This window comes from Ligilactobacillus sp. ESL1201, from assembly GCF_058503265.1.
In genome coordinates, this window is the sequence record NZ_CP196362.1 from 1,050,522 (window position 1) to 1,063,934 (window position 13,413).

At 45.9% G+C, this 13,413-nt stretch carries 13 protein-coding genes and 1 other annotated feature; all 13 genes read right to left on the reverse strand.

Going from position 1 to position 13,413, the window contains the following annotated elements; all coding sequences use genetic code 11:
- Positions 1 to 2: 2 nt before the first annotated feature.
- The 13 genes from rplU to rpsP all read right to left on the reverse strand — a co-directional run bounded on the left by rplU (position 3) and on the right by rpsP (position 13,335).
- Positions 3 to 311, reverse strand: a complete 309-nt coding sequence (rplU, locus tag ACSYSK_RS05350) for a 50S ribosomal protein L21 (protein ID WP_491715867.1) — start codon at positions 309 to 311, stop codon at positions 3 to 5.
- 15 nt (positions 312 to 326) lie between these two features.
- Positions 327 to 401 (reverse strand) — a sequence feature (ribosomal protein L21 leader region).
- A 62-nt stretch (positions 402 to 463) separates the two neighbouring features.
- Positions 464 to 4,810: a PolC-type DNA polymerase III gene (locus ACSYSK_RS05355; RefSeq protein WP_491714127.1), complete on the reverse strand. Its 4,347-nt coding sequence runs from the start codon at positions 4,808 to 4,810 to the stop codon at positions 464 to 466.
- Between the two features lie 36 nt (positions 4,811 to 4,846).
- Complete coding sequence (locus ACSYSK_RS05360) at positions 4,847 to 6,550, reverse strand: proline--tRNA ligase (RefSeq protein ID WP_491714128.1); 1,704 nt, start codon at positions 6,548 to 6,550, stop codon at positions 4,847 to 4,849.
- Between the two features lie 33 nt (positions 6,551 to 6,583).
- A complete protein-coding gene (rseP, locus tag ACSYSK_RS05365) occupies positions 6,584 to 7,855 on the reverse strand; it encodes an RIP metalloprotease RseP (RefSeq protein WP_491714129.1) in 1,272 nt (423 codons plus the stop codon).
- Positions 7,856 to 7,882: 27 nt separating this feature from the next.
- Complete coding sequence (locus ACSYSK_RS05370; protein WP_491714130.1) at positions 7,883 to 8,674, reverse strand: phosphatidate cytidylyltransferase; 792 nt, start codon at positions 8,672 to 8,674, stop codon at positions 7,883 to 7,885.
- Positions 8,671 to 9,453: an undecaprenyl pyrophosphate synthase gene (gene uppS, locus ACSYSK_RS05375; protein WP_491714131.1), complete on the reverse strand. Its 783-nt coding sequence runs from the start codon at positions 9,451 to 9,453 to the stop codon at positions 8,671 to 8,673. Before uppS ends, ACSYSK_RS05370 begins: the two co-directional genes overlap by 4 nt.
- Before the next feature lie 105 nt (positions 9,454 to 9,558).
- A complete protein-coding gene (gene frr, locus ACSYSK_RS05380; protein ID WP_491714132.1) occupies positions 9,559 to 10,116 on the reverse strand; it encodes a ribosome recycling factor in 558 nt (185 codons plus the stop codon).
- Positions 10,117 to 10,118: 2 nt separating this feature from the next.
- Positions 10,119 to 10,838 (reverse strand): UMP kinase, encoded by a 720-nt coding sequence (gene pyrH / locus ACSYSK_RS05385; RefSeq protein ID WP_491714133.1) that lies wholly within the window; start codon positions 10,836 to 10,838, stop codon positions 10,119 to 10,121.
- Positions 10,839 to 10,990: 152 nt separating this feature from the next.
- A complete protein-coding gene (gene rplS / locus ACSYSK_RS05390; RefSeq protein WP_491714134.1) occupies positions 10,991 to 11,347 on the reverse strand; it encodes a 50S ribosomal protein L19 in 357 nt (118 codons plus the stop codon).
- A 105-nt stretch (positions 11,348 to 11,452) separates the two neighbouring features.
- The gene (gene trmD / locus ACSYSK_RS05395; RefSeq protein ID WP_491714135.1) at positions 11,453 to 12,184 is read right to left on the reverse strand and encodes a tRNA (guanosine(37)-N1)-methyltransferase TrmD; all 732 of its coding nucleotides are present in this window, start codon (positions 12,182 to 12,184) and stop codon (positions 11,453 to 11,455) included.
- Complete coding sequence (gene rimM, locus ACSYSK_RS05400; RefSeq protein ID WP_491714136.1) at positions 12,181 to 12,696, reverse strand: ribosome maturation factor RimM; 516 nt, start codon at positions 12,694 to 12,696, stop codon at positions 12,181 to 12,183. The genes trmD and rimM overlap by 4 nt, the downstream gene beginning before the upstream one ends.
- Positions 12,697 to 12,801: 105 nt before the next feature.
- Positions 12,802 to 13,050, reverse strand: a complete 249-nt coding sequence (locus ACSYSK_RS05405) for a KH domain-containing protein (protein ID WP_491714137.1) — start codon at positions 13,048 to 13,050, stop codon at positions 12,802 to 12,804.
- 9 nt (positions 13,051 to 13,059) lie between these two features.
- Positions 13,060 to 13,335 carry a 30S ribosomal protein S16 gene (gene rpsP, locus ACSYSK_RS05410; RefSeq protein ID WP_491714138.1) on the reverse strand — a complete coding sequence of 92 codons (276 nt, stop codon included), beginning with the start codon at positions 13,333 to 13,335 and terminating at the stop codon, positions 13,060 to 13,062.
- Positions 13,336 to 13,413: the final 78 nt, after the last annotated feature.

Here is a 13,413-nt window from a genome sequence, read left to right on the forward strand (position 1 = left end):
CTTTAAGCGTTGATCGCATCGATGACAACCTTGGTATAAGGCTGACGATGACCTTGCTTAGTATGACTATGCTTCTTTGGTTTATACTTAAAGGTAACGACCTTCTTAGCACGACCCTGTTTTTCAACAGTTCCCGTGACGGTCGCACCAGTAACTAATGGTGTGCCGATCACTGTTTTATCACCACCAAGCATTACTACTTGGTCGAAAGTCACCTTGTCACCCGCATTAACTGCTAATTTTTCTACGTAAATAGTACTACCAGCTTCAACTTTAAATTGTTTACCACCAGTTTTAATAATAGCGTACATCGATAGTGCACCTCCCTTTAAACCTAGACTCGCCGTTTTCAGTGACGTTTCACCGTACTTAAACTGAAAGCCGTGCGGTTGCAGTTGTGACATGCACAAATACAACGCTCTTATGTTACCAAAAAGCAAGTCATAAGTCAATTACCTAACGTTTAAAATAAATTATCAAACAGGCTCAACTGATTTTCGTCGGGCAGTTCGTCTAAAACGTGATTTTCCGTCATATAGTCGATCAGCGTACTAGAAACTTTGCCCCGCGTAGCTAAATCTTCTTTAGATAAAAACTCTTTTTCCTCGCGTGCCGCAACGATCTGCTGGGCCACGTTAACTCCTAATCCTGGAAGCGCCGAAAACGGAGCCAGTAAAGTTTGCTCGTCAACGATCAGCCAGTCGGCCGCGGCTGAATGTTTTAAGTCTACCATTTTAAATTCGTAGCCCCGTTCCAACATCTCGTTGGCAATTTCTAGTACCGTCAGTAAGTTCTTTTCTTTCGCGGTCGCATCGTTACCCTTGGCATTGATCTCGTGCATCTGCTCTTTAACGGCAGCTTTACCGTGAGCCATCGCGACGATTTCAAAATCATCGGCACGCACCGAAAAATAAGCTGCGTAATACAGCAACGGAAAATAGACCTTGAAATAAGCGATCCGCAGCGCCATCAGCACGTAAGCCGCCGCGTGAGCTTTAGGAAACATGTATTTGATTTTCAAACAAGCTCCGATATACCATTCAGGTACTTTAGTATCACGCATCGTTTTTTGCCAGTCATCAGGGATCCCTTTACCCTTACGAACGTGTTCCATGACTTTAAACGCTAAATCGGATTCTAACCCCATATGGATCAGATCCATCATAATATCGTCCCGGCAACCAATGACATCGGACATTTCGACTACCTTATTTTTAATTAGTTCTTCGGCGTTTCCCAGCCAAACATCCGTGCCGTGCGACAAACCAGAAATTTTCAGTAATTCGGAAAAAGTCGTCGGTTTGGTTTCTTCTAACATTCCACGAACAAAGCGGGTCCCGAATTCGGGAATCCCCAACGTACCCGTTTTGGACTGGATCTGCTCGGGCGTCACCCCTAAAATTTCGGTTCCCGAAAACAGTGCCATTACTCCGGGATCATCGGTCGGGATCGTTTTAGGATCGATACCAGACAGGTCTTGGAGCATCCGGATCATCGTCGGATCATCGTGACCTAAAATATCGAGTTTCAAAATATTATCGTGAATCGAATGAAAGTCAAAGTGAGTCGTTTTCCAAGCGGCAGTCACATCGTCTGCCGGGTACTGGATCGGAGTAAAATCGTAAATGTCCATGTAATCCGGCACGACCACGATACCCGCGGGATGCTGCCCGGTAGTTCGTTTGACCCCGGTAGCCCCCTTAGCTAGACGGTCTTCTTCGGCTCCTCGCAAACTCTGTTCCGTATCACGTTCGTAGGCCTTCACGTAACCATAAGCGGTTTTATCCGCCACGGTGCCGATCGTGCCGGCCCGGTAAACATTTTTTTCACCAAACAAGACCTTGGTATAGTTATGCGCGATCGGCTGGTAATCCCCGGAAAAATTCAAATCGATATCCGGAACCTTATCGCCCTTAAATCCTAAAAAGGTCTCAAAGGGAATGTCGTGCCCGTCTTTGACCAGTTCTGTTCCACACTGCGGACAATCCTTATCGGGCAGATCAAAACCGGAACCATACTCACCCTTAGTAAAGAACTGACTAAAACAACACTTAGGACACCGGTAATGAGGCGGTAAGGGATTAACTTCGGTGATCCCAGACATCGTCGCTACTAAACTAGAACCAACTGACCCCCGAGAACCTACCAAATACCCGTCTTTATTAGACTTATACACCAATTTTTGTGAGATCAAATAAATGACCGCAAATCCATTACCGATGATCGAATTCAATTCCTTTTTTAAGCGCTGTTCTACCACTTCAGGTAACTGTTCACCGTACAATTCGTGGGCCTTATTCATCGTTAGCGACTGTAATTCTTCTTCGGCTCCCTCAATTTTAGGAGTATACAATTTATCTTTGACCGGAGAAATCTCGTCACAAGACTGCGCGAGTTTATTCGGCGCGGTCACGACGACTTCTTGAGCGGTTTTCTCGCCCAAAAAAGCAAACTCGGCTAACATTTCATCGGTTGTCCTAAAATGAGCATCCGGTAACTGTTGCAGCCGGTTTAAGGGGTTCGCGCCCCCCTGTGAATGCAACAGAATTTTACGGTAAATACCGTCTTCTTTATTTAAATAATGCACGTCGCCGGTCGCTACTACCGGTAACTTCAGCTCATGGCCCAGCTCCACCATATTAGAAATGATCTCTTCCAAATTAGCGTTATCTTTGACCAATTCTCTTTCTAACAACGGCGCGTACAGCGGCTTGGGTTGGATCTCTAAATAATCATAGTAACGAGCTTTTTGCTTAGCGAAATCGTAGCCTTTTTGCATCATTGCCGTAAAAACTTCACCGTCCGCACAAGCAGAGCCCAACAATAGCCCCTCACGGTATTTATCTAACACCGAACGAGGGATCCGTGGCACCCGGTAAAAGTAATCCGTCATCCCCGCAGAAACGGCCTTGAACAAATTTTTCAGTCCTGCTTGGGTCTGCGCTAAGATCGTCACGTGAAACGGGTGTTCGTTTTTATACGCATCGTTTTCTCCGACGTGTTCGTTAAACTGATCGTGATATTCGATCTGAAATCTCTTTTGTGCTTCTTTGAGCATCGCATAATAAATAAAGCCGGTCGCCTGGGCATCATAGATCGCCCGGTGATGGTGTTCCAGACTGACATTTAACTTCTTAGCTAGCGTATTTAATTGAAATCTTTTCATTTCCGGGTATAAAAAACGAGCCAGCGGCAACGTGTCGACCCACGGCTGAGAAATCAACGGTAAGTTATGCCGCGCATACCCCGTGTTCATGAAATCCACGTCAAAAGTGGCGTTATGCCCGACGATGATCGTATCCTGACAAAAATCCTGGAATAGCCGAAAAACCTCGGCTTCACTCTTAGAGCCGCGCACCATTTCATCGGTAATACTCGTCAAGTTGATCGTCGTTTGTGACAACGGGTGACCGGGATCGATAAATTCCTCAAACTGATCGATCACCCCACCGTCTTTCATTTTGACGGCAGATAATTCAATCACCTTGTCGTAGCGCGCGGACAAGCCCGTCGTTTCGGTATCAAACACTACGTAAGTGGCGTGTTTTAATTCCTGGTGGGCTTCATTATACGCGATCGGAGTCCCATCATCGACCACGTTAGCTTCGACCCCGTATAAAATCTTAACTCCGTTTTTTTGTCCCGCGCTGTGAGCCTCCGGAAACGCCTGTAACGTTCCGTGATCAGTGACCGCAATGGCAGGTTGCCCCCATTTAGCCGCCTGTTCCACGTAATCGGTAATACTATTGGTCGCATCCATCAAACTCATATTAGTATGCAGGTGTAATTCGACTCTTTTCTGGTCTTTTGCAGCCTGATCTTGACGCACCGGATGATTGACCTGATTGATATCATAGGCATTGACCACCAGCTCATGCATGTAGTTATCTTCTTGCACGCTTCCCCGGATCTTGACCCAATCACCCTCGGCTAAAGCGGCAAACAAGGCTTCGTCGTTTTCGTCACGCGAAAACTTCTTCACCACAAACGACGAAGAATAATCAGTCACCTTTAAGATCAGTAACTGCCGTTCAGAACGTAAAACACGGACTTCCTTAGAAAAAACATAACCCTCAATGACTGCAGAACGCTCTTCTTCCGTAATGTCTGCCATCTGGCGAACAGTCACGTTATCGGCGATTTTTTTGCCGAGTTGCACCAGCCCCGTCACCGGAGCAGACGCACTTTTTTTCTTAGGGTGTGCTTGACTTTGTTTTTGGATCGCCGCTAACGCCTTTTGGGTCAACTGCGCGTCATTTTGTTCCTTTTTTTCCTGGTACTCAGCAATCTTAGCCTGCGCCGCGGTTTCATCGATCAAAGTAGTTAGGTGCTGGCGGGGAAAACCAACTTGCTGGTAAGTCGCTTCGATCGGCCCCAGCGCTTGGGTCACCAAAAACTGTTTGATCACTTCATTTTCGGCCAGCAGCATCACTCGTTTATCCTGTAAGTAAGGGACTTTGCCGCGACACAAACTATTAACTAAGTTAGACTTGATCCCGCTATGCAAAACGACCCACTGCCAGTAATCGCCCAAATTCTGATCGGTAACTACCGGATCTTCGACTTGCAAATACAATTTAGTAGCGACGATGTCTTTAAATGCCGTATCTAATCGTTCGCTAAATTCCGTGAACAGTGCAAAAGGCAAGATCTCTGGTAATGTGATAAAAAAGTCCCACCTTTTAGATTTCGTATGCACCTGAACTTTAGTGATCGCCGCTTGCTTAAAGTATTTTTTTTGCTGTGGCGTTGGCTGCCATTTTAACTGCTGTAACAGTTTAGTAAATAATTCTTCTTGTGCAAGTTCCACGGTCAAACTCCTTTGATTAAACCTAGTAAAACTTAACTATTTTTTCAACAAAATTGCTAACGAATTTAGCAATTCTGCTTGCTTGACTTCCAAAGTTTCACCACTCTGGCGCATTTTAAGCTCAACGATTTCTTCTTGCGCCTTTTTACCGACCGTTACTCTGACCGGGATCCCAATCAAATCGGCGTCCGCAAATTTGACCCCGGCGCGTTCCTTGCGGTCATCTACTAATACCCGGTAGCCTGCTTCTTGCAGTTGTTGCGTGATCTCCTTAGCAAGTTGAGCTTGGGTCTGATTTTTAACGTTAACTGGGATCACGTGCACGTCAAACGGGGCAACACTGCGGGGCCAAATGATCCCGTGTTCATCATGATGCTGTTCTACGATCGCCGCTAACACCCGTGAAACTCCGATACCATAAGAACCCATTTGGACCGGGACCTGCTTACCATTTTGGTCTAACACAGTGGCCTGCAATTTTTGCGAATAACGGTCGCCTAACTTAAAGATGTGTCCAATTTCAATTCCCGGTTCAAATTTTAAGACTCCTTCGCCGTCTGGAGACAAATCGCCTTCTTGCACTAAACGTAAATCGACGTATTCGCTGACCTGAAAATCACGCTTAGGATTGGCGTTTAAGTAGTGGTAGCCGTCCTCGTTAGCACCAACACCCACGTTTGCCATTCCTTGCACGTCCAGATCCGCTAACACCAACAACTGGTTGTCAATGCCTACGGGACCCAGCGAACCAAAACTAGCACCCATGTACTGAACGGCTTCACTTTCTTCTGCTGGGCGCAAGAAATCGGCGTCCAAGTAATTTTTTAATTTGACTTCGTTTAACTGGTCGTTACCCCGCAACAAAACGACTACTGGTTTTTCGTCCGCAATATATAACAAGGTCTTGATCTCTTCTTGACTATCGAGCTGTAACAACTGCGCCACTTCATCGATCGTTTTTGCCCCGGGAGTCGCCACTTTTTGCAACTCCTTAGGAGTTTCGTGCGACTTTTTTTGTACCCGCAAATTCTTAGCCATTTCCAAGTTAGCCGCGTAATCACTGGTATCGGAGTAAACCACGGTATCCTCCCCGATGTCAGCGATCGCCATAAACTCTTTAGAGCCCTTGCCGCCCATCGTTCCCGAATCGGCCACGATACTCCTAAAGTTTAAGCCGATCCGTTTAAAAATTTGGATATAAGCCTGGTCCATTTGCTGAAAGCTAACGTTGAGGCTTTCCTGATCGATATTAAACGAGTAAGCATCCTTCATTAAAAATTCCCGTCCCCGTAACAAGCCAAAACGAGGTCGGTTTTCGTCCCGGTATTTCATCTGCAACTGATAAAGTATCAGTGGTAATTTTTTATATGATTTAATGGAATCGCGGATCAGCATGGTAAACGTTTCTTCGTGCGTCGGTCCCAAGATAAAGTCGCGTTCGTGCCGGTCTTTTAATTTAAATAACGTCGGCCCGTAAGTTTCGTAGCGACCACTTTCCTGCCACAATTCGGCTGGGATCACCGCCGGTAGCAGCATTTCAACCGCACCGATCTTTTCCATTTCCTCGCGCATGATGTCAGAAAGTCGTTGTAATACCCGTTGAGCTAAGGGCAAATAAGCGTACATCCCTGCCGTCACCTGTTTGATATAGCCCGCCCGCAATAATAGCTGGTGACTAACGGCCTCCGCATCGCTAGGAACTTCCTTTAATGTCGGCACTAATAACTGTGATTGTTTCATCTTTAATAATTCTCCTCTCGTCGCTCGTTACTGCTAGAAAAAGTAACGCTGAATGTCGTTCCACGTAACTAAAACCATTAAGATCATCATGAAACCAAAACCAACTAACGTGATCAAGGTTTCCTTATTAGGATCAAGTGGTTTGCCCCGCACGGCTTCGATAATATTAAGCAATATTTTGCCACCATCTAACGCCGGGATCGGTAACAGGTTGATGATCCCCAGGTTAATCGACAAAAATGCCAGTAAGTTGATCACACTGATCGTACCGTACTGGGCCGCCTGTCTGGTAAACGAATACATCGCTACCGGGCCACCTAAATCGTTGAGGCTAAAACCATGTAGCATATTTACCAGTGCGTGAAAAACAGAGCTCATTACCACGTAAGTTTGGCTAAAACCGTAACCGATGATCGCCCCTAACGAATGGTCTACTTTTTGCCCGGCAGTGATCCCGATCACACCGGTCTTTTGTCCGTTTTCTTTTTTAGCCTGTGGGACCAACGTGACCTCTTTGGTAGTACCAGCACGTTTAAGCGTCAGTTTGGTTTTTTGTCCCGGACGCTCACTAATCTTAGTAGCGACCTGTTCCCAAGTATTCGTCGTCTGCCCGGCAACTTTCACGATCCGGTCTCCCGCTTTTAAACCCGCTTTTTGCGCCACGGAATGAGAGACTACGCTACCGACGCCGTTGATCGTACTGACCGCTCCTCCCTGCAGGCAAGCGATCACGATAAAAGCTAAGATCGCCAAGATAAAATTATTCAACGGTCCGGCAAAGTTAGTGATCATCCTTTTAAGTAAACTGGCGGACTGAAACTGAACATCTCGCGGTGCGATCTGGACTTCCGTACCGTCTTTTTCGATAATCAAAGCATCCCGGTTGACTGTAAAACGCTTTAATTGCTCTTCGTCACCATTTTCGTAGCCACAAACATATAGTTGATCTAGTAAGTCCCATTCGGTGACTGCAAGCGGAATACCGCTGACCAGCGTGACTTTTTGACTGGTATTGATTTTTTGCACGTTACCCTGCTCGTCCAAAAGCAACTTAACGGGCATCCCCTTTTGTAACACTTCATCGTCGTCTTCTAGTCCCGCCATGCGTACATAACCGCCTAACGGCAGGATCCGGATCGTGTAAGTCGTACTATTTTTATGGTAAGCAAAAACCTTAGGTCCCATTCCGATCGCAAATTCGCGCACCAAGATCCCCGCTTTTTTGGCGCTGATAAAGTGGCCAAATTCGTGGGCAGTCACGATCACACCAAAAACAATAATAAAAACCACAATTGTGAGAATCATCGCATTTGCTCCTATCCTGATCAGAATTTAAATCAAACCACAAAAATGCATCAATGGTAATACAAATAACAGTGAATCAAACCGATCTAATATGCCACCGTGACCGGGTAAAATCTTACCGGAATCCTTGACGCCGTAAAAACGTTTATACGCGGATTCGACTAAGTCGCCCAACTGACCGGCAACAGAAAATACCAAGATCAGTAACAGTAAAATTCCAAAATGATAGTTAAAATCAGCTCGTAAGAAATAAGCATAAAGTCCCACTAAAATTACCGCAGCTAAAGTCCCACCGATCGAACCTTCCCAGGTTTTATTCGGACTGATATGAGGAGCTAACTTATGCTTGCCGAATTGACGGCCAAATAAATAAGCACCACTATCGGTGATCCAAACTGTCAGTAAAGCAAATAACACCAGCCACAGGCTAGCAGCCCGGGCTACTATCAGGTAATGAAAGCCCCAGCCAACGTAAAGGGCCCCTAAAACGAGTGCCCCTGCATCGTCGAAAGTAAAACGATTGCGCGTAAAAACACTTAGTAATAAGATCGCTAGCATTAACAAGTAACTGAGATTTAAACTCGAAAAACCGGAAGGCAAAAAACTCAGCCATGACTGCGGGACGATCAGTACTAACAATAATAAGTAGGCTAACAAGGCTGCACACGAAACCAAGAGCTTTTTTTTCATCATCAAGATTTCAGAAATCCCCACTAAACCGAGTAACACTACTAGAAGTTCAAAAGGTGTTTTCCCGAGTAAAAGTAAGGGAATAAAGATAATCAGCGCGATCACGGCCGTAATTACGCGTTGTTTCATTTAGAGTTGGCCCCTTTCTGTAAACCACCGAAGCGGCGGTTTCTTTGTTGGTATTCTGCAATATTAGCGGTGAGGTCTGCCGGCTGATAATCAGGCCAGTAAACAGGAGTAAAAACTAATTCGCTGTAGGCGATCTGCCACAGTAAAAAATTAGAGATCCGTTTTTCCCCACTCGTCCTGATCACCAGGTCCGGTTCGGCGTAGGCACCCAAAAAGGTCGTATCCAGCTGCTGCGCGAAAGCAGTCTCATCGACCTGCTCTGGCGCTAATTTTCCGGCAGCAACTTGGGTAGCAATTTTTTGCGCGGCCCGCACGATTTCCGTACGTCCGCCATAATTTAAAGCGAAATTTAAGATCATTCCCGTACAATCTTTAGTCTGTCTGATTGCTTCACTAACGGCCGTTTGCGTTTTAGTCGGTAATTGTGTAGTGTCTCCCATCACCGTCACCCGGACGTTATGAGCAATCAATTCGGGAACGAACCGGTTAAAAAATTTAACGGGCAGGTCCATTAAAAAATTGACTTCAGCGGCGGGACGTTGCCAATTTTCGGTCGAAAATGCGTACAAAGTTAACACTTTAACGCCAATTTGACTAGCGGCCTTAGCGATCACTTCGACTACTTCCATCCCGCGTTTGTGCCCGGCAATTCTTGGCAAGTGCCGCTTTTGTGCCCAGCGTCCGTTGCCGTCCATAATGATCGCGACGTGTGCGGGAAGCGTTTTGGTCGTTAGCTCCACTTCCGGTGAGTTCGTGGGTGATAATTTTTTACTAAACAAAAATTTTCCTCCTACTGTTAGGTAGATTATCACAAAAACAAAAAGGAGGCAGTCTACAGAAAAATTAGTTTTTCTAGGCTAGCCTCTTGATTGCTTAACTAGTTTTTATTGTGCTAAAACTTCTTTTTCCTTAGCAGCTGTGATCTCTTCTACGTTTTTGATCGAGTCATCTGTTGCTTTTTGGACCTGTTTTTCCAAATTACGCAGTTCGTCTTCGGTCAAATCACCATTTTTTTGTTGTTTCTTCAAAGTATCCATCATTTCTCGCCGAACGTTACGCACTGCCACTTTGCCGGTCTCAGCAACGGCCTTGACTTTTTTAGCCAGTTCCTTGCGCCGCTCTTCGGTCAATTGAGGGATCACTAACCGGATCGCACTGCCATCGTTAGCCGGAGAAATACCCAAATCCGAAGCCAAAATCGAACGTTCGATCTCCTTTAGTGCTGATTTATCGTATGGTGTGACCATTAACACCCGTGCTTCTGGCACCGAAATCTGCGCTAATTGGTTTAGTGGCGTTTGGGTGCCGTAATATTCCACCGTGATCCGATTAAGTAAACTAGCATTGGCGCGTCCCGCACGAATACTACCTAATTCTCGTTGTAATGCTTCTTCTGCCTTAGTCATTTTCTGGCGACCGGCCGTGATCACTTCGTTACTCATTACTATCTTCCTTCCACTGTAGTTCCTAACTCTTCACCTAATACTACGCGTTTGATATTACCGTGTTCGTTCATATTAAATACGACTAACGGAACGTCGTTATCCATGGCCAAAGAAGACGCCGTAGTGTCCATGACCTGTAAGTTCTTGTTGATCACGTCCATATGGGTCAACTTCTGATATTTATGCGCAGTTTCATCGGTCCGCGGATCAGCTGAATAGATCCCGTCGACCCCATTTTTAGCCATCAAAATAACGTCGGCGTTGATCTCAGAAGCCCGCAATGCAGCCGTGGTATCCGTAGAAAAATACGGTGAACCAGTTCCGCCCGCAAAGATCACGACCCGCTTTTTTTCTAAGTGCCGGATCGCTTTTCTGCGAATATAAGGCTCGGCAATCTGACGCATCTCAATTGCGGTCTGTACCCGCGTTGGAACTCCTATTTTTTCTAAGTTATCTTGCAAAGCTAACGCGTTCATGATCGTCCCCAGCATTCCGATATAATCGGCTTGCGCGCGTTCCATGCCCATTTGTGCACCGGCTTCTCCGCGCCACATGTTACCGCCGCCGACCACGATCGCGATCTCAACTCCCAAATCATAAACTTCCTTTAATTCTTCGGCAACCTTGCGGATCTCGGGCGGATTAATTCCCCTGCCTTGTTCGCCGGCTAAAGCCTCGCCGCTAAGTTTAATAATTACCCGTTGATATTTAACTGCCATCTTGTTCCTCCTAAACGTCCAAATTATTATGTCAATTTTAGCATAGTTTAACCTTAAATTGTACCGCGGGTTCTCGCCGCTAAATTAAATTGTGACAAATCAGTTTTATGCAAAAAGAAAGCCCCTTGTCAACCAAGGGGCCAATCTCTTTATTAACGCCGGCGTTCTGAGATCCGCGCAGCTTTACCTTGACGGTCACGCAAATAATACAGTTTAGCACGACGTACTCGACCATGACGTAAGACTTCGATCTGGTCAACACGGGGACTATGAACTGGAAATGTCCGTTCCACGCCAACACCGCTACTGATCTTACGAACAGTATAAGTTTCAGAAATGCCTTCGCCGCGGCGTTTGATCACAACGCCTTCAAACATCTGAATTCTTTCCCGTTTGCCTTCGACGATCCGCGCATGCACTCTGACCGTATCTCCCGGACGAAAAGCAGGAATATCATCACGTAATTGTGACTTAGTAATTTCTGTAATTAATGGACTAACTACTGACATTGATTTTTCTTCCCTTCACCGATATTCATGTCAGTTGCAGCGGAATATCGTTTTTTATGGCAACAGCCACGTTTTATCATAGCATAAGCCAGCTGATTTGTAAATTCATTTTTCCGTTTCAAATTCACGCAGCCATTTTTCTTCCTGAGCCGACAGCTGATAGTTGGCTAAAAGATCCGGCCGGCGTAAATAGGTTTTCCGTAGCGCTTCTTTTTGCCGCCAGGCGTCCACCTTACCGTGATCACCCGATAACAACACCTCGGGCACCTTCATTCCCGCAAAGTCGGCTGGTCGCGTATACTGCGGATATTCCAGTAACTGCATCGAAAAAGATTCTTCGTTTTTTGATTCCGCGTTGCCTAAGACTTGAGGTAACAACCGAATGATCGCATCGATCATCGCCATTGCCGCGATCTCGCCGCCGGTCAAAATAAAATCTCCCAGCGAATACTCGTCGGTCACCCGGGTTTTGATCCGCTCATCGTAACCTTCATAATGGCCACAAATAAAAGTCAACTGCTCTGCGGTCGCTAATTTTTCGGCCTCTTTTTGGTCGAACTTCTTTCCCGCCGGATCTAATAAAATCACCCGTCCCAAACCACCGCGTTTGGCCGCTACGTCATCTAACGCCGCAAAAATCGGTTGGACTTGCAACAACATGCCAGCCCCGCCACCGTAGGGATAATCATCAACGTGATTTTGCCGATCGTTAGTAAAGTCGCGAAAATTAGTGACTTGGGCGTCAACGATTCCCTTAGCCTGCGCCTTACCTTCGATCGATGAGATTAAAAAAGGCGTGAATAATTCCGGAAACAAACTTAAAATGTCGATCTTCACTGTTCATCCATTCCTTCCATTAACTCAACGATCACTTTTTGTTGGGCTAACTGAACGTCTTTGATCACGTCTTTGATCACCGGTAGTAAAATTTGTTTATGATTAGGGGTGGTAACGATCCACACGTCATTAGCACCCGTACGCATAATATCGGAAATTACTCCCAATTGTTTGCCCGCTACGGTTTCCGCCGTTAAGCCTACTATCTGGTGATAATAATATTCGCCTTGTCCTAGCGGCTGTTGTTGGCTAGCAGCGATCTGCAAGGTGGCACCCTTGTATTTTTCGGCTTCATTGATATCCGTGATCTCGTTAAAGGCCAGCATTTCAAACTGGCGTTGCGACCGCCAAGATTTGATGGTCAGTTTAACTAACGGTAGCCCCTTTTGTCGCGCGTAAACTACCTGTCCCACGCTAAAACGCTCGCGCACAAAATCGGTCGTCGCTAAAACTTTGACCTCGCCGCGGATCCCGTGCGTGTTCACGATTCGTCCCACGTCAAAATAATCCATTTTAACCTCCCGCGAAATACTAAAAGGAGCTGGGACAACACTAAATTGTCTCGGCTCCTTTATTGTGTTCGTCAATAATAACTAAGTGCACCTCAAAACACACAATCAGTGGTCAATAATGCTTAAACGAATGCGGTCCGTGCCACGCAAACGTACGCTGTATAAAACAGCTCGCACCGCCTGCGCGATCCGCCCGTGTTTGCCGATGATCCGCCCGACATCTGCCGGCGCTACGGCCAACCTAAAATCGACAAAATGACCCTCATGTTGCGTCGTGATTTGAATTGCATCTGGTTGAGCCAGCAAAGGCTTAATGATCGTAATCAACAATTGTTTCACGTCTGCTTCGCTCATTTAATAACCCTATTTCTTAGCTAATTTACTTTCGTGGAACTTCTTCATGATCCCTTGGCGTGACAAAATATTGCGCACCGTATCTGATGGTTGTGCGCCGTTTTGTAACCAATTCATGATCCGTTCTTCTTTTAAAGTAACTGCTTCAGGATCTTGTAACGGATTATAAGTTCCCACGTTTTCGATGAAACGGCCGTCACGTGGTGCCCGTGAATCAGCGACTACGATCCGGTAAAAAGGGCGTTTTTTAGAACCCATTCTTTTTAAACGAATTTTAACTGACATACTATTACCTCCAAATTAATTTAACAAAAATAATCATACCAGCAATTTGCTATCCTGTAAAGTAAAATTTCTTGACAG